Annotated in this window: 21 protein-coding genes; all 21 read right to left on the bottom strand. The window is 64.8% G+C overall.

The features are described from left to right. Positions 1-113 precede the first annotated feature (113 nt). Genes BTH42_RS15000 through BTH42_RS14900 form a run of 21 tightly spaced genes read right to left on the bottom strand, consistent with a single transcriptional unit; the run spans position 114 to position 14812 of the window. Positions 114-479 (bottom strand): hypothetical protein, encoded by a 366-nt coding sequence (locus BTH42_RS15000; protein ID WP_075300659.1) that lies wholly within the window; start codon positions 477-479, stop codon positions 114-116. Positions 480-493: 14 nt separating this feature from the next. Continuing rightward, on the bottom strand, positions 494-1030 hold the full coding sequence (locus tag BTH42_RS14995; RefSeq protein ID WP_083654815.1) for a tetratricopeptide repeat protein: 537 nt from the start codon (positions 1028-1030) through the stop codon (positions 494-496). Positions 1031-1079: 49 nt separating this feature from the next. Beyond that, entirely contained in the window at positions 1080-1862 is a 783-nt protein-coding gene (locus BTH42_RS14990; RefSeq protein WP_075300655.1) for a sigma-70 family RNA polymerase sigma factor, read from the bottom strand. After that, complete coding sequence (gene fliP, locus BTH42_RS14985; RefSeq protein WP_256702040.1) at positions 1859-2668, bottom strand: flagellar type III secretion system pore protein FliP; 810 nt, start codon at positions 2666-2668, stop codon at positions 1859-1861. Before fliP ends, BTH42_RS14990 begins: the two co-directional genes overlap by 4 nt. Beyond that, the gene (locus BTH42_RS14980) at positions 2665-3036 is read right to left on the bottom strand and encodes a flagellar biosynthetic protein FliO (protein WP_075300653.1); all 372 of its coding nucleotides are present in this window, start codon (positions 3034-3036) and stop codon (positions 2665-2667) included. Before BTH42_RS14980 ends, fliP begins: the two co-directional genes overlap by 4 nt. Further along, complete coding sequence (gene fliN, locus BTH42_RS14975) at positions 3033-3362, bottom strand: flagellar motor switch protein FliN (protein ID WP_075300651.1); 330 nt, start codon at positions 3360-3362, stop codon at positions 3033-3035. The genes BTH42_RS14980 and fliN overlap by 4 nt, the downstream gene beginning before the upstream one ends. Continuing rightward, on the bottom strand, positions 3359-4201 hold the full coding sequence (locus BTH42_RS14970) for a FliM/FliN family flagellar motor C-terminal domain-containing protein (protein WP_075300649.1): 843 nt from the start codon (positions 4199-4201) through the stop codon (positions 3359-3361). The genes fliN and BTH42_RS14970 overlap by 4 nt, the downstream gene beginning before the upstream one ends. Next, positions 4198-5391: a flagellar hook protein FlgE gene (locus tag BTH42_RS14965; protein ID WP_075300647.1), complete on the bottom strand. Its 1194-nt coding sequence runs from the start codon at positions 5389-5391 to the stop codon at positions 4198-4200. The genes BTH42_RS14970 and BTH42_RS14965 overlap by 4 nt, the downstream gene beginning before the upstream one ends. A gap of 27 nt (positions 5392-5418) precedes the next feature. Then, positions 5419-5826: a flagellar hook assembly protein FlgD gene (locus tag BTH42_RS14960; protein WP_075300645.1), complete on the bottom strand. Its 408-nt coding sequence runs from the start codon at positions 5824-5826 to the stop codon at positions 5419-5421. Continuing rightward, complete coding sequence (locus tag BTH42_RS34855) at positions 5816-6568, bottom strand: hypothetical protein (protein ID WP_143752067.1); 753 nt, start codon at positions 6566-6568, stop codon at positions 5816-5818. Before BTH42_RS34855 ends, BTH42_RS14960 begins: the two co-directional genes overlap by 11 nt. Next, positions 6565-7017, bottom strand: a complete 453-nt coding sequence (locus BTH42_RS14950) for a hypothetical protein (RefSeq protein WP_075300641.1) — start codon at positions 7015-7017, stop codon at positions 6565-6567. The genes BTH42_RS34855 and BTH42_RS14950 overlap by 4 nt, the downstream gene beginning before the upstream one ends. A gap of 10 nt (positions 7018-7027) precedes the next feature. Next, on the bottom strand, positions 7028-8356 hold the full coding sequence (locus BTH42_RS14945; RefSeq protein ID WP_075300639.1) for a FliI/YscN family ATPase: 1329 nt from the start codon (positions 8354-8356) through the stop codon (positions 7028-7030). Beyond that, a complete protein-coding gene (locus BTH42_RS14940) occupies positions 8349-9062 on the bottom strand; it encodes a hypothetical protein (RefSeq protein WP_075300637.1) in 714 nt (237 codons plus the stop codon). Before BTH42_RS14940 ends, BTH42_RS14945 begins: the two co-directional genes overlap by 8 nt. Then, entirely contained in the window at positions 9059-9613 is a 555-nt protein-coding gene (locus BTH42_RS14935) for a hypothetical protein (protein WP_075300635.1), read from the bottom strand. Before BTH42_RS14935 ends, BTH42_RS14940 begins: the two co-directional genes overlap by 4 nt. Next, the gene (gene fliF / locus BTH42_RS14930; protein ID WP_256702039.1) at positions 9600-11135 is read right to left on the bottom strand and encodes a flagellar basal-body MS-ring/collar protein FliF; all 1536 of its coding nucleotides are present in this window, start codon (positions 11133-11135) and stop codon (positions 9600-9602) included. The genes BTH42_RS14935 and fliF overlap by 14 nt, the downstream gene beginning before the upstream one ends. 13 nt (positions 11136-11148) lie before the next feature. Then, positions 11149-11484, bottom strand: a complete 336-nt coding sequence (gene fliE, locus BTH42_RS14925; RefSeq protein WP_083654813.1) for a flagellar hook-basal body complex protein FliE — start codon at positions 11482-11484, stop codon at positions 11149-11151. Then, positions 11481-11921 carry a flagellar basal body rod protein FlgC gene (flgC, locus tag BTH42_RS14920; RefSeq protein WP_075300631.1) on the bottom strand — a complete coding sequence of 147 codons (441 nt, stop codon included), beginning with the start codon at positions 11919-11921 and terminating at the stop codon, positions 11481-11483. Before flgC ends, fliE begins: the two co-directional genes overlap by 4 nt. A gap of 4 nt (positions 11922-11925) precedes the next feature. Further along, the gene (locus BTH42_RS14915; protein WP_075300629.1) at positions 11926-12291 is read right to left on the bottom strand and encodes a hypothetical protein; all 366 of its coding nucleotides are present in this window, start codon (positions 12289-12291) and stop codon (positions 11926-11928) included. A gap of 15 nt (positions 12292-12306) precedes the next feature. After that, positions 12307-13446 carry a flagellar basal body P-ring protein FlgI gene (locus BTH42_RS14910; RefSeq protein ID WP_075300627.1) on the bottom strand — a complete coding sequence of 380 codons (1140 nt, stop codon included), beginning with the start codon at positions 13444-13446 and terminating at the stop codon, positions 12307-12309. After that, complete coding sequence (locus BTH42_RS14905; protein ID WP_256702038.1) at positions 13440-14030, bottom strand: flagellar basal body L-ring protein FlgH; 591 nt, start codon at positions 14028-14030, stop codon at positions 13440-13442. Before BTH42_RS14905 ends, BTH42_RS14910 begins: the two co-directional genes overlap by 7 nt. A 17-nt stretch (positions 14031-14047) precedes the next feature. Then, positions 14048-14812, bottom strand: a complete 765-nt coding sequence (locus BTH42_RS14900) for a hypothetical protein (protein WP_075300625.1) — start codon at positions 14810-14812, stop codon at positions 14048-14050. Positions 14813-14827: the final 15 nt, after the last annotated feature.

Raw genomic sequence — 14827 nt, 5'->3', positions numbered from 1 at the left:
GGATGGAGAAGGCGCGGGGTTGGTTAGGGCGCGAGGGGCTCGCTGATGCGAGGTAACGTGTCGAGCGGTTCGAGCTTGACGCGTTCGCTACGGATGGAGTGTATCCGCCAACTCTAACCACGAACTAACTCGAGCAACATCGCGCGGGTGTCCGGTTGTTCGTTCAGACACTCGTACACCCAATCGCTCATTTGCTGGAAAGACGGATCATTCGCGGTCTCAGCGCCAAATTCACGCCGCAATAGCATTTCGATCGCGACACGAGACAACTGGTTTTCGTCCTGAACACCCGCCGCTCGCAGCGTGTCCATCTGCTTGTGGATGGCCGCGGGAAGATCGTCGCCGAGCGATGCCCCCGCCGCCTGCACCGACGATGTGCCGGTTCGGCCGACCGCTGTCCGTTCTCCACGTTGTTTCTTTTCGGCCAGCTGTTGCCGCAGCAACTGCATGGCCTGATTGAGCGTCGAGATGGGGTCCATGGTGCGCGCGGAGCTCAGTGACGGGTCTGATTGTTCTGATAACCCGACAGCAGCAGGTGCGCGTGCTGTTGAGCGTCGCTGTCCGCTGACGGTGCACTAGATGCTGAGCGATCGACAATTTTCTCGACTACGTTGCGCACATACACGTTGATCAGCGGATGCTCGCGATTCAACTGCATGCCGCGGTTCAATTTTTCCAGCGCATCATCGAACCGGTCTGCGGCAAGACTGAGGAAGCCATCCTTCAGTACCGGCAGTGCATTGTCATCGGGCAGGCGATCGATCGGCAACCACGTTTGCGCTGCCTGTTCGACGAGACCGTTCATCAACTCGAGCAGCCCAAGCATGAAGCGGGCAACGTTATTGTCCGGAGCCAGCGTCAGCGACTGGACGAAATCGGCGCGCGCGTGGCCGTGCTGCTGCAGACCCGCATGGACCGCGCCGCGCAGGAACCACAGACGGGCATCCCGTGGCCAGTTCGCCAGCGCGTCGTTCAGCGCGTCCAGCGCGTGTTCGTCACTGCCCTGCATCGCAGCGAGGACGGACGACATTGCCGCGTCGTTGCAAAGCGTCGGAGAGTTGTGTTCGTGAGTCATGGTTCTAGCCCGTGATGTGCAAATGCTGGGTATTGCCGAGCAGGTCGCGCAGTTCGAGTAGCGCGGCGCGATGCACCTGCGAAACGCGGCCCTTGGTGACGCCGAGAATATCGGCAATCTGCTCGAACCCCAGTCCGTGAAAGTAATGGTAGCGGATAACTTTCTGGTCGCGTGCCGGTAAGCGGGCGACCGCCGTATGCAGTTTTTCTCTAGTCTGCCTCCATGCAATCGTTTGATACGCGTTGGCGGCGGTTGCGGATTGCGCGGCGTTTTCGTGCTCGACGATGTTCGTATCGTCGAGCATGAAACCGATGGCAAGTCCCGCCGCGAGCGAGGCGAGTAGCTGGAACGTATCGGATTGTTTGCCCGCTCTGTCCGACGGCTCGAGCGATGCCACGCGCTCGCGCCGCACCCGCTTGCGCAGCGCGATCTGCTCCTGCGCATCGCTCAGGCGCTGGATGCCGGTCAGCACGTTACCTCTCAGACGCGGGGTGCAGTACGTACGGAACGACACGCCGCGTTCAGGCTCGAAGCGGTCGATCGCTTCGAGCAGGCCAACGCAGGCGAGCTGCAGGAAGTCCTTGAACTCGACGTCGTCGTGCACGCGCCCTGCGTAGAGCTGCGCGGCGAGCGCCTTCGCGTAGGACAGGTAGTGCACGAATACCGCCTCGCGCGCCGGCGGATTCCGCTCGCTTTGGAGCGTGGTCCATAGCTGGTCTTCGAGTACCGTCGACGCGCTTTCGGCGCGCGAGTGATCGGCGCTGGCGTACCCGGCAGGGATATTCATTTAAAGCTGCCGAGAACACCGCGTAATACGAGTCCCCAGCCGTCGACCAGCACGAACATCAGCACCTTTAGCGGTAGCGAAATCGTGGCGGGCGGCACCATCAGCATGCCGAGCGACAGCAGTACGCTCGACACGACGAGGTCGATCAATAAAAACGGCAGCAGCACGACAAAGCCGATCTGGAACGCGACGCGCAACTCATTCAGGATGAAGGCCGGTGTCAGTTGCAACAGGCTGACGTCGGCGGGCGACTGCGGCAGCGGTTGTTGCGACATCTCGTACATCAGCTTGAGTTCGTCCTCGCGCACCTGACGCAGCATGAAATCGCGAATTGGGGCGGTGCTGCTGTCGAGCGCGTGCTTGAGATCGATCTGCCCTTGCATGAACGGCTGAAGCGCGTCGTGATTGATCACCTGCAGCGTCGGCAGCATCGCGAACACGGTCAGGAACAGCGCGAGGCTGATCAGCACCGGTGTCGGCGGTGTTTCGGGCATGCCGAACGCGTGGCGAATCATCGACAACACGATCACGATACGGATGAACGCGGTCATCGACACGATCAATGCGGGCGCGACGCTGAGCAGCGTGAGAAGCGTAGCGATCCGCACCGTTTCCGAGACGCCTTTGCTATCGGCGACGAACCCGGCCGTCGAACCGGACAGGGACAGCATGCCGGGGTCCATGCCGTGCGCGGCCGGTGCCGCGGCGGCGAGGCCGGTGTACAGGCAGACACCAACGCAGGCGCCGCCGATCAGCAATGCAATGAGCGCTCTGCGCCACGCGTCGAAGCGATTGCATTGCATCATGCTTCAGGTGCTCCGGCCGGCTGATCGCGTGCGTCCAGCAGTTTGATCCCGCTCGCGTCCGAGGCGAGCAGCACGACCCGCGAGTCGTATTCGATCAGATGCAGCGTTGCGCGCGAGCCAAGACGCAGCGTTGCGGCGACGGCGATGCGTTGCCGGTCGCCCGGCATCGACAGCTTTCCGCCAATGCGCTGGCTGCGCCGTATCACGAGAATCGCCGCGACACCGAGCGCCAGGCAGAGCACCAGCGCAATGCCGACGCGCATGAGGTCCACCCCCGCGAGTGCGATGCCCGCGGTCGACAAAGCGCTCGGTTGCACAGTGGCATCGCTCGCGCCCTGAAGCCAGGAGGCTGAAACAGGCGCTGTCATGGGGTCGCCGAAATCTCGGTGATACGGATGCCGAACTGTTCGCCGAGCGCGACGATCTCCGCACGCGCGATGGTCTTATTGTTCAGCAGTACTTCAACGGTGTCGCCGAGGTACCGATCGAGTTCGACGACCGCGCCCGCCTGCAACGCCATCAATTCCTTGACCGACATGTCGGCGCAGCCGAGCCGGATGTCCACGGTCACCTTGACGTCTTCGAGCAGCGACAGTTGCGGGCGAATTTCGTCGGCTTCGACGAGGGCCGGTTGTTGATCGGGAAGGTCGACGCGCATCACGAGCGGTCGGGTGGGTGAAGTACTGAGGGTCATGGCGTATCCGGCCGGCCTATCGAGGTAAGTTGAATGGAAAATCTGCCGGCCCGCTGTCCGGGTGTGCCGGCGGCAATGGGCGTGCCGCATCCGTGATCGGGCTGTATCAGCATCAGTGCAAGGGGGTCCGTGAGCGCGTGGTCGAGTGCGATTACATCGCCGACTGCGAGCGTGGCCAGTTGTGGAACACTCAGTTCGCACTGGCCGAGCATTGCGCAGACCGCAACGCGGCTGTCTTCGATGGCCGCGCTGCGGGGCGCCGGAGCCCGGATGTCGGATTGGCCGGCATGCGGCTGCTCTGGCGCAACGCAGGTCCATAGCGTTTGCGCGCCACACACCACGGTCAGTACGGCTTCGCCGCTGGCGTCGACCAGTTCGAAGCTGGCGCCGCCATACGGAAGATGCAGAGGTGCGGCGTCGGCAGCGATGCGTGCTTGCCCGGCGGCTTGCCGCGCGACGGGTACGATTGGTGCGAACGCGGCGTGTAGCGCGTCGAGCAGTTCGCCGACGAGTTGCGCTTCGACGTCCTTCAGCAGCGCCGGCCGCGACTCGTCGCGAAGGGCGAACAGCTCCGGCAGATCGAGCGCCTGATTGACCAGAATGGCTAGCTGGGACGGCTCCGCGATGACCCGCACGTCATCGCCGATCGGCCACGACGAGTACGTATCGGGCCACGTGAACTCATCGCGCGAGGTGAGCAGGGCAACTGCTTTCGCGCGGATTCGTGGCGTAACTAGCCACGTCTGCTGCCACGCGGCGATCGCCCGCGTGAGCAACGCCGCGCCTGCCTCCAGATCGTGCGTTCCGAGTGGCCGCCAGCGGATCGGCACGACGCTCATCCCTGGCCTCGCATCTGGAACAGCTGCATGATCATTTCGTTGGCCGTACTGATCACCTGCGAGGAAGCCTGGAAGCCGCGCTGGACCAGGATCAACTGACCGAATTCCGTCGACAGATCGACGTTGGACGCCTCGGTCGCGCCGGCGAGCAACGTGCCGACGCCCGCGCCGTTGCTGGCGCGATACTGCGGCGGCATTGCGTGCGACGCGTCGAACAGCCCGTTGCCCTGCTGCACCAGCTGTTGCGGATTCGAAAAGCTGGCGAGGGCGATGGCGCCGAGCGTGTCGGTCTGTCCGTTCGAATACTGCAGAACTAGTTGCCCGTCGACGTCGATGTTCATCGACGACAGCGTGCCGGTCGCATAGCCGTCCGCGCTCGACACGCGCAAGCTCGACACGCTGCCCGCGGAGAAGTTGGTGACCCCGGTCGAGAAATCGAGCGTGACGGTGAGCGGCGGTGCGTCGGCCGAGGTCAGCGTGAAATCGATCTGGTCGCGTCCCGGCTCGGGAATGCCGCCGTTGAACTGCAGCGTGCCCTGCTGGATCGGCACACTGTTTTCGTCGGTGACGGTGACCTGCCAGCGCCCCGGAACGATGCTCGAGTCAGGCTCGAAAGCGATTGTGAGCGTATGCTTGCCGCCGTTCGCGTCATACACGTCGACGTTCGGTATCGAGAAGTTGGTCGAGCCCGACGACAGGTTGTCGGAGAACTGGATCACCGTCGTCGCCTGCGGTGGGTTGATCTGCTTGCCGGCAAGCGAGATCGGGCCGAGCTTGCCTGACGCGGTCAGCGCGGCAAGTTTCAACCCGGTCGACTTGTCTTCGATGAAGCCGTCGTTGCCGACCGAGAACTGCCCCGTGCGCGCATAGCGTGGAGTATCGCCGTCGAGCAGGGTCAGGAAGCCGTTGCCCTGAATCGCCAGATCGAGCTGACCGTCGCTGCCGCGCAGATCGCCCTGCGCGAAATTGAGCGACGAATACCCATATTCGACGCCGCTGCCGAACTGCATCGTGTTCGGGTTGCCCGGTGCGCTGCGCGCGAACTGCTCGCCGTAGTACAGATCGGCGAAGTGTGGCGTGGAGGTCTTGAAACCCGCGGTGTTCAGGTTCGCGACGTTGTTGCTGATGGTCTGCAAACCTTTCGCGTATGCCGTCAGGCCGCTCATGCCGATATAGATGCTTTCCAGCATAGAAATTCTCCGTAGAAGAGCAATCGGTTAGCGAACCGAAACGATCTGCGAGATATTCGCGTTCGTGAGGAACTGCCCGCTCTCGGTTTCGATGGTCAACTGCGGTTGCGCATCTTTGAACGACACGCTTTTGACGATGCCGCTGAGCAATGAGGTATCGGTTTGCACGTCGACGTTGCGGCCCAGCAAACCCAGCGTCTGCGTGGCCGATTGCACCGACAACAGGTTGTCGATCTTGTCGGTCATCTGGCGCGACTGCTCCAGCGAGGTGAACTGCGCGAGCTGCGAGACGAACTCGAAGTTGTCGACCGGTTTGAGCGGATCCTGATAAGTCAGCTGCGTGAGAATGATCTGCAGCAGCGACTGCATGTCGAGACCGATCGAATCGATCCGGTTGTTGACGTCGCTTGTCGAGCTGATCGGGTTAGTGGCCATGAGCGGTGCCTTGCAAATGAGTCGGAATCTGTTCGACGCCGTTGACGATGAGCCGTGCCGCGCGCGTCGTGCCGGGGGCCAGTTCGTCTAGCGCGCGCCGGCTGAGCGCTTCCAGCTCGTCGTCGGTGGTCGCGTTGATGCGAAGCGCGATCGACATGCCGGCCTCGCCGGTCATCACGGTCAGGCGATAGGGCGGGGTTTGGTGGGAAGCGTCGCTGGTTGGTGCGCCAGCCCTGGAGCCGGGCATCGTGGCGTGCAATACAGCGGATACAGGAGCCGGCACGAAGCGATCTACAGGTGACGCATCGGGAATGCGCACCGCCGGGGAACCGAGCGACGCAACGGTCACGGATAACGGAGCCGCCCCGCGAGCGTCGAACGGACGATCGCTGTCCGGATGCGCGAGCGGCGAATTGGGTGAGCGCGGCGCCGCCTCCGCCGTCGAGGAAAAAGGCGTCGATGTGCGATTACTCAGTTCGCGTGCCGCAGTGTTCAAAGCAGCGTGGACGCTGGAACCGGGTTCGAACGCCGGCGCGCTTCCAGCGCGTTCCCGTATCGAACGTCCAGCCTGGTCCGGTAATGGGTCGCCGGTCATCGCACCGGCTTTCGCGCCACCCCATATGTCCTGTTCCATTACGCGCAGCATCTGATCGAACGAGCCGGACCTGGCGTCAGGTCTTGATGCTGAACCGACCGGCGACGTCATCGCGTCGCGCGATGCCGCGGATAGATCGAGCTTCACGCGCGGTTCTCCTGCGACAGATACATGTCCTCGATCCGGCTCGCGCGCTGTTCATCACAGTGGCGTTCGAACTGCCGCTTCGCGCGTCCAACCGCGTTGCGGGCATGTTCCGCCTGCTGTTCGTGACGCGCCATGGCGGCGCGTTGCTGTTCCAGTTGATCGGCGGCGTTCTGGGTGCATTGCCGTGCGTCAACGCAGGCTGCGCGAATGGAGCCCGCCGCGCCGCTCCAGTTCGCCGCGAGCGACGGCGACAGTCCACCCGACGCCTGCATCGCATCGCGCCATCCATCGAGATGCGCGTCGAGATTCGACTGCAACGACTGCTCGTGGGCGACGCTGGAGTCATAGGCTTGAGCGACGCGCAGCGTGTCCATCCGTGCCCGTTCCAGCTGCAATTGACGCAAGGCCGCGATCGCGCGCGCCGTTTCGAACTGCTGACGTTTCTTCACCTGTCACTCCTCATCGCGATGTATCGAGCAATGCGGCCAGCACACTGAGCGTCGCCGCGCGCGGCATCGGTGTGTCCGGAGCCTGACGCAGGAAATCGACCAACGCGGTGCGGTTGCGCAGCGCGCGGTCGAGCGGGGGATTGCTGCCGGGCGCGTACAGTCCGGCCTCCACGAGCGTGCGCGATGACTCGTAGGCCGCCAGTTGCGATACCGCTTCGGCTGCCAGCCGCCGTTCGTCGGGCTGCGCGACGTACTGCATCACACGGCTGATGCTGCGCGGCACCTGAATGGCGGGGTAGTGGCCCTGCTCCGCGAGTTCCCGCGTCAGCACGATATGGCCGTCGAGCAACGCGCGCATCGTTTCGGCCATCGGGTCGTCGATGTCGTCGGTTTCCGTCAGCACGGTCATCAGCGCGGTAATCGCACCGCTGTCTCTGAGCGCGCCGCATCGCTCGACAATTTTCGGCAGCGCGGCAAAGACGCCCGGCGTGTACGCGCGCACGGTCGGCGGTTCGCCGGCGGCAAGGCCGATCTCGCGCAACGCGAGCGCATAACGGGTCACCGAATCGAGCAGCAGCAGCACGTGCGCGCCCTGTGCGCGGAAATATTCGGCTAGCGACAGCGCCACCAGAACACTGCGCGCGCGCATCACAGCGGGCTGATCGGACGTCGCGACGACCATCGTCGAGCGTGCGCGGGCCGAGTCGGAGAGCGAGCGTTGCCAGAATTCCTCCGCTTCGCGGCCGCGCTCGCCGACGAGGCAGAGCACGCAGACATCGGCCTGCACATGCCGCGCAAGGCTGGCGAGCAGGGTCGTTTTGCCGACGCCGCTGCCCGCGAAAATCCCCACACGCTGGCCGACACCGAGCGTCAGCAGAGCGTCGAGTGCGCGGATGCCGGTTTCCAGCGGCTCCACGGGCGACAGGCGGTCGAGAGGCGGCGTAGCGACGCCCGCTAGCGGCCAGCACGTCTCACCGGCCGGAATCGGCGGGCCGCCGTCGAGCGGGCGGCCCAGCGGATCGATGACGCGGCCGAGCCACGCGGGACCCACCGGTATGGTTGCGCCCACACGCGTTGCGCGCACCGGGTCGCCGATGCAGATCGCGGCGCTCGACGTGTAAGGCGCGAGCGTGACCTTGCCGACTTCGACCTTGACCACTTCGGCATGACACGGCTGCGCAGCGGATGTACCGAGCGTGCAGAGCGAGCCCAACGGCACACCCGGGCCGTCCGCTTCGACGTAGGTCGGCATGACGCGTGTGACCGCGCCGATGCGCGTAACCGGATCGAGTTGGCGCATTGCCGCGACGTAGCGGTGGAGCGGAGCCGTGTCAGTCATCCGCGCGCAGTCCGTCGAGCGTGTGATCGATCTGCGCCAGTTGCCGCGGCAGGCTCACATCGAGGCGCCCAAGCGTCAGATCGATCACGCAGGAGCCGGCTGTCAATTGTGGGTCGACTTCAACCGCTAACTTCGTGTTGCGAGTGATGGCGGCGAACGCTTCGCTCAATTCGGCAGACGTGGGGAAATCTTCGGCGGACACGCGCATCCCGATCAGCGAGCCGGCGGCGATTTGCGCGACGTGATGGCGGGCGGTTTGCACGACGAGCGCCGCATACCGGTCGGAATCACCGAGCGTTTTCCGCAGCGCTGCCTGGGCGACATCGAGCGCGATTGCTTCGATACCTAGCAGACGCTCGCCGAACACAGCCAGCGCCGAATCGATGCCGGCGGCGAGCGCGTCGAGCTGCTGCGCGTGACCGTATTCGGCGCGTGCGATGCCGGTTTCGATTCCTTTATCGACACCGCGCTGGTAGGCGGCGCGCTCCAGTTCTTCGAAAGCACGCGTTTGCTCGGCGTGGCTGTGCGCGAGTTCGGGAAGCTGGCGCTTCAATTCGGCGAGTTGTGCGCCGTTGTCGGGCCGGGCCGGTACGCATGCAATCTCGCTCACGTTGGATTCGGAATCAGGTGAAGCAAGATTCGTCATGCCAATCGATTTGCGTTCGCTGCCCAGCGTGATCTGTTCCGCCTTGAAAAGCCGGCTCATGCGGACCGTCCGAGCCAGCGGCGAATTTTCTGGCGAAGCCGCGGCGGTCGAACCGGAAGTGCGTCGCCAGCCGGTTCGCAGCTTTCGGATGACCGGGCGCTCGCCGCGAGCCCGGCAGCAAGTAGCGCTGCGCGCGCACGCTCGGTGATCTCATAGACATGACCGCGAGGCACGAGCAATGCACGGCGCTCCGGCGGCAGCGCCGCGAGGACGGCATCGCGCGTCGATGCGTCGACGCAGAACGCGAGCCGCGACAGAAGCTCATTCGGTAACGTTTCGCCGAGACGCGCGATATGTTGTGCATGCGCGGCGCTGTTGTCGTCGTGGCCGGCCGCTTCGGCGGCGGCTACCGTGTCCGGCATGCCGGCCCCCGCGAAGTTGCCCGACGTGATGCGTGAGGCGTCGGCGAGCAGCGGCCGCAGTTGTGCGCGTTCGTCCGGCGAGAGTTCGTTCCAGATCGCTTCGATATCCTCGATCGCAAGTTCGCTCAGATCGGCAACCGCCCGGCGCAGACGGCGCTCGCGCGAAGCAGCGTGCTCAAGCGCGCCCATGAGGCTCTCCTTCTTTGGCCAGCAATGCGCGCAAGCGAGCCACGTAGGCTTCGCGCTGCCGCAGGCTCAATACGCGTGACGGCAGGCGACGGGAAGCGCGGCGCATCCGTACCGCGATCAGGCCGCCGGCCGCGACGAGGAGCAGCAGCGTCCCCAACGAAGCAATCAGCGGATTGCCGGACGACCACTGCGCTATGTGCCGTATCGCACGTTGCGCCCGCGCTATCTGATCTTCGAGCGTAGCGGGGCCGGCGGAGCGCGATGCCGCCGGCGTCGGAGCGTGGATAGCTCCGGTCGTTGCGTCGACCGTAGGGTCCGCCGGCACCGGGGCGGCGAGGCCAGCGTTCGCGGGCGTAGCATCGGCCGTGCTCGCCGCTGCGCCGCCTGAATGCCGCACATAAATAGACAGCACATCGCCGCGCGCCGCATCGAGGCCGATCGACGCGCCGACCATCGCATTGATGCGTGCCATGTCGTCCTGGGGTAGCGCGTGATCGAGCACGATGCCGACCGACAGCCGCCGGATCGATCCCGGCTGCGACACGATCTGCTCCAGACTGCGATCGGTTTTCGTGCCTTCCGTGGAAGGTTGCGAGGGCAGCGGCGGCAGTCCCGCCGGTGGCAGCGCGTGCGAGCCTTTCGAAGACGGCAACGGCGACGCGGTACCGGCGGCGCTCTCCGGACCGGCGATTGGCCGCGATACGCCCGACTCGCGGGTCGTGCGCGTTTGCGCGAAGTCGAGCGTGGCGTCGACGCTGGCGCTCACATGCCCGGCGCCGATGATCGGTGCGATCTGCGCGAGGATTTTCCGTTCGTAGCGCTGCTCGATGGCCTGTTTCAGCGCGAAGTGCGGGTCGTCGGTCTCGGCGGTTTCGCTGCCTTTCGTGCCCGCGAGATCGCCGCGCTGGTCGAGCACGGTGACGTCGTTGGCCGACAGATCCGGCACCGCGGCGGCCACCAGTCGCTGGATGCCGCGCACGGTTTCCGGCGCAAGCGCCTGAGCGTCGCGCATGAACAGCGCCACCGAGGCCTTCGGGCGCGCGCTATCGCGACGGAACAGCGACGATTCCGGCAACGTCAGATGCACCCGTGCGAGGTCGATTTCGTCCAGCGTCATGATCGTGCGCGCAAGTTCGCCCTGCAGTGCACGCTGATAGTTCACCTTCTGCGCGAACTCGGTGAGGCCGAGATCCGAGTTGTTGAACAGCTCGAAGCCGACCGCTCCCTGCAGGCGCAGATCGCTGCTCATCAACTTCAGGCGCAGCGCTCTGGTGTCGTTCTCGGGTACCAGAATCGCCGAGGTCTTGCCGTCGATGCGGTAGGGGACCTTCTGTTTATCCAGTTCCGCGACGACCGCGGACGCGTCCTGCGGCTTCAGATCGCGGAACAGGACCTGATAGCTCGGCCGCGTGATGAAGAACGCGGCCGCCATCGCACCGAACAGCAGCGCCGACAACGCGCCCGCGACGATAAACTGGCGCTCGCGCGAGGCGTCGGTAAAGAACGACGTAAAACGGGACATGCGGGGTTCCATCCTAGAGTTGCATCCGCATCAGTTCCTGATAGCCCTCGACGAGGCGCGATCGAACCTGCAGCGCGAATTGCAGCGACATGCGGGCTTCTTCGAGCGCCATCACTACCTGATGCGGCGGGAGGTCGGCGCCGAGCGCGAAATCGGCGACCGCGGCATTCGCCGTGCTCACTTGCGTATCGACCGACTGCAGGCCTTGTACGAGCAGTTCGCCGAAGCCTTCGCGCGTCGGCGCCGTGACTCCGTGAGCGAGTTGCGAAGCCAGTTCCGGCGTGAAGCCGGTTTGCCATGCCGGAGCGAGAAAGCCCGGCTCGACCGCGGCGATTGCAGTGCTGCTCATGAGCGGTTCCCCAGTTCCAGCGCGCGCATGTACATCGAGCGGGCCGCGTTGAACATCACCGTGTTCGACTCGTACACGCGCAGCGTCTGCACCATCAGCGCCATTTCGCCCGCATGATCGAGGCCGGGGTAGGACACGAAGCCCTTCGCGTCCGCGTGAGGATGCGCGGGGTCGTAGACGAGACGCGGCGGCACGTCGACGGTTTCGACACCGTACATCTGCACGCCGGCGGGTGCTTGCGTCGCCGCGCCGTTCAGCTGGCTGGCGAAACTATCCGATGCCATACGAGGCCCGGACACCAGCCGCAACGGTTGATAAGGCGCGCCGGATGCCGTGCGGGTAGTGCTCGCGTTGGCGAGGTTCTGCGCAATCACTTCCATGCGTTGCCGTTCGACGTCGAGCCCGGAGCGGGCAATCGCGAAGATGGAGTCGCTCATCGGGTTAGCCTCCGCTGATTGCCAGCTTCTCGATCTGCAGCGAGCGATCGAGCATGCCGATCAGCATCGCGTAGCGAGCCGAGGTTTCGGATGCGGTTGCGATTTCATCGTCGAGCTTGACGCTATTCGCTTCGATGGGCAGCGGCACGTCGAAGCGCGGCGTCACGTTGCTCACGCGCGCGAGCAGGCTGGCCGAGGTATCGCCGGAGCGCAGCGCGGCAGCGTCGCGCAATGCGTCCTCGAACGACACACGCACCGGCGTGAAGCCGCTCGAACCGGCATTGGCCACGTTTTGCGCGGTAGCCGTCTGGCGTGCGAACAGGCCGTCGAGCGCCTTGCCGGCAATCGCGGCGACCAGGTTGATGGTCATTGCGGGTTCCTCCTGTTATTGAACGATGATGTCGGCGTGCAGTGCGCCCGCTGCCTTGATCGCTTCGAGAATCGCGATCACGTCGCGGGTGCTGACGCGGCTCTTGGACAGCGCCTGCACCAGCTCACCGACCGAGCCGTGCGGGAAGCTGGCGGCGACGGTCTGCCCCGGTTCTTCGACCGAGAGCTCGCTGTTGCCGATCACGAGGCTGCGCACGCCGCGCCCCGCGATGCCGATCTGTTCGGGCTGCGAGGCCGAGTACTGGGTCGTGACCGTCACGCGGATGTCGCCGTGCGAAATCGTGATCGGCGAAATGTGGGTATCGCCGCCGGCGACCACCGTGCCCGTGCGTTCGTTGATGACGATGCGCGAGTCCTGATCGGGTACCACGCTCAAGGTCTCGACACGCGCGACGTAGCGATTGAGCGCGCTGCTGTCATCGGGCGCGCGGATCTGCACGGTCTCCGCATCGAGCGAACGGGCGTTGCCGGCGCCGAACGCTGCGTTGATGCGCTGCGCGATGCGCTCGGCCGTGGTGGAGTCCGCGTTTCTCAGCACGAAGTTCAGATAGCCATCCTGAGTAACGAGCTCGGCGCGCACCGGCACTTCGACGATCGCCCCTTGCGGCACGGTGCCGACGGTCGGATGATTTTTTTGCCGCAGGTTGCCGTTGGCGTCGAAGCGATAGCCGCCGACCGTCACCGGTCCCTGGGCGAGCGCATAGGTCTTGCGATCGGGGCCGCGCAGCGGCGTCATGATCAGCGTGCCGCCGGTCAGGCTGCGGGCATCGCCCATCGATGTGACGTTGATGTCGATCCGGTCGCCGATATTCGCGGTGGGCGGGAGCGACGCGGTAATCATGACCATCGCGACGTTGCGGCTCTGGATCTGGTCCTGGGTCAGATTCAGGTCGAACTGCGACATCATGTTCATCATCGCCTGACGGGTGGCCTGATTGCGCGGTGTATCGCCGGAGCCGGCAAGACCCGACACGATGCCGTAGCCGACCAGCATGTTGTCGCGCCAGCCGAGAAAGCGGCCGAGATCTTTCAGCCGCACTTCGCTGGCGGCGTGCGCGGTGCCCACGCCGGCAGTTGCCGCGCAGACAAGCAGCAGTACGTAGCGCGCGGCGCGCGAATAGAGTCGCTTTACCATAAGCCCAACCATGCGAGGAAGCGGGGAATGAGACCGGGTCTGGAGCGGTCGGTGATGAAGCCTTCGCCGACATAGTCGATCTTCGCGTCGGCAAGGCGGTTCGACTGGACGGTGTTGTTGGCGGCGATATCGATCGGACGCACCCGCCCTTGCAGATGAATGCGGGTCTTTTCGCCATTGACGTCGATCTCCTGCTCGCCCGCGACGATCAGGTCGCCATTCGGCTTTGCCTCGATCACGTTTGCGCTGATCTGCGCGAGCAGTCGACCCGTGCGCTGGATCTGGCCGCGGCCGCCGTAGTTGTCGCCGAGTCCGATCTGCGCGGCGTTGTTGCCGGCCCACATCGTCGACACGCTGCCTTGTACGCCGACGTTGGTCTTGGTCGAGGTGTCCGCGGTGTTGCTGGCGGTCGAGTTTTCGTAGACCAGGATAGTGACGATGTCGCCGGGGCGCGAAGCGCGGCGGTCGGCGGTCAGCGACTGGTAGGTGTCGCTCTGGAACAGGTCGGCGGCGTGGGTATGCGCGGTTGTCGCGAGCCAGACGAGCGAGACGGTGGCGAGCCAGCGCCATACGGGTCTGATCATGGAATGCATAGACTCGATCATGGGTTCGGTTGAGTGGGGGCCATCCGGGTCCCGGTGCTGTACAGGATGGCTGACCGCCCTCTCGTTCGGTCGACAAGGGCGGTGCCCGTACGGGTGACAGAGACGCCACCGACGACCGACGTGATCGAGACGGTGTCGCCACGACGAACGTCGGCGAGTAGTACTGGCGTGATATCCGTCATCAGGTCGCCCGATGCGAGGTCCGTGCCGGCGCGTACGATTTTTGCGTCGCGGTCGAAGTGTGTGCGCCGAACCCGGTTCCCGTCGCGAGGGCAGGTGACAGGCATGACGTCCACCGCGCGAATCGCTGTGCCGCGGCCGATAGGCGCAGCTACGCGCAGACACTTCGTTCCAGCCGGTGCGATGGCTTCGTCACGCGCCACGCGTTCGCCGGAATTGCGCGCCTGGATGACATCGACCGACAGCAGATCCTCATTGGGCAGCCAGCCGGTAAGACGCGGCATCTGGCGGCGCGCCATTTCCGCAAGTCGTTTAATCGGAATGGTCGCTCGCTCGTTACGCGGATCCAGACGCGCAACGATCAGCGCTGCCGCAGCGTCGCGCCAGGCGGCGGGGAGCGTCGCGATATCCGCGACGTCGCCGAGGCGAACGCGTGCATCTTCAACATGCGCAGTCGCATGGAAGACGATGGGCGTATGGACGGAGCCCGCATGTGCGATACAACCGATCGAAGCCAGAATGACGGTGCAGTAGCGTAGACACCGCGAGAGGCGAGCGCGTATGCCGGCCGGGAGCGCCATCGCACGCCCCCGCGA

It is taken from the genome of Burkholderia sp. SRS-W-2-2016, assembly GCF_001931485.1.
Lineage (GTDB): Bacteria > Pseudomonadota > Gammaproteobacteria > Burkholderiales > Burkholderiaceae > Paraburkholderia.
The sequence above is the reverse complement of the archived record's forward strand: the minus strand, read 5'-3'. Positions and strand labels throughout refer to the sequence as shown.

Bases quoted from the DNA above. Each gene is read 5' to 3' on its own strand.
- BTH42_RS15000 (WP_075300659.1), bottom strand. From the start codon at position 479: ATGGACCCCATCTCGACGCTCAATCAGGCCATGCAGTTGCTGCGGCAA.
- BTH42_RS14995 (WP_083654815.1), bottom strand. From the start codon at position 1,030: ATGTCGTCCGTCCTCGCTGCGATGCAGGGCAGTGACGAACACGCGCTG.
- BTH42_RS14990 (WP_075300655.1), bottom strand. From the start codon at position 1,862: ATGAATATCCCTGCCGGGTACGCCAGCGCCGATCACTCGCGCGCCGAA.
- fliP (WP_256702040.1), bottom strand. From the start codon at position 2,668: ATGATGCAATGCAATCGCTTCGACGCGTGGCGCAGAGCGCTCATTGCA.
- BTH42_RS14980 (WP_075300653.1), bottom strand. From the start codon at position 3,036: ATGACAGCGCCTGTTTCAGCCTCCTGGCTTCAGGGCGCGAGCGATGCC.
- fliN (WP_075300651.1), bottom strand. From the start codon at position 3,362: ATGACCCTCAGTACTTCACCCACCCGACCGCTCGTGATGCGCGTCGAC.
- BTH42_RS14970 (WP_075300649.1), bottom strand. From the start codon at position 4,201: ATGAGCGTCGTGCCGATCCGCTGGCGGCCACTCGGAACGCACGATCTG.
- BTH42_RS14965 (WP_075300647.1), bottom strand. From the start codon at position 5,391: ATGCTGGAAAGCATCTATATCGGCATGAGCGGCCTGACGGCATACGCG.
- BTH42_RS14960 (WP_075300645.1), bottom strand. From the start codon at position 5,826: ATGGCCACTAACCCGATCAGCTCGACAAGCGACGTCAACAACCGGATC.
- BTH42_RS14945 (WP_075300639.1), bottom strand. From the start codon at position 8,356: ATGACTGACACGGCTCCGCTCCACCGCTACGTCGCGGCAATGCGCCAA.
- BTH42_RS14940 (WP_075300637.1), bottom strand. From the start codon at position 9,062: ATGAGCCGGCTTTTCAAGGCGGAACAGATCACGCTGGGCAGCGAACGC.
- BTH42_RS14935 (WP_075300635.1), bottom strand. From the start codon at position 9,613: ATGGGCGCGCTTGAGCACGCTGCTTCGCGCGAGCGCCGTCTGCGCCGG.
- fliF (WP_256702039.1), bottom strand. From the start codon at position 11,135: ATGTCCCGTTTTACGTCGTTCTTTACCGACGCCTCGCGCGAGCGCCAG.
- fliE (WP_083654813.1), bottom strand. From the start codon at position 11,484: ATGAGCAGCACTGCAATCGCCGCGGTCGAGCCGGGCTTTCTCGCTCCG.
- flgC (WP_075300631.1), bottom strand. From the start codon at position 11,921: ATGAGCGACTCCATCTTCGCGATTGCCCGCTCCGGGCTCGACGTCGAA.
- BTH42_RS14915 (WP_075300629.1), bottom strand. From the start codon at position 12,291: ATGACCATCAACCTGGTCGCCGCGATTGCCGGCAAGGCGCTCGACGGC.
- BTH42_RS14910 (WP_075300627.1), bottom strand. From the start codon at position 13,446: ATGGTAAAGCGACTCTATTCGCGCGCCGCGCGCTACGTACTGCTGCTT.
- BTH42_RS14905 (WP_256702038.1), bottom strand. From the start codon at position 14,030: ATGATCAGACCCGTATGGCGCTGGCTCGCCACCGTCTCGCTCGTCTGG.
- BTH42_RS14900 (WP_075300625.1), bottom strand. From the start codon at position 14,812: ATGGCGCTCCCGGCCGGCATACGCGCTCGCCTCTCGCGGTGTCTACGC.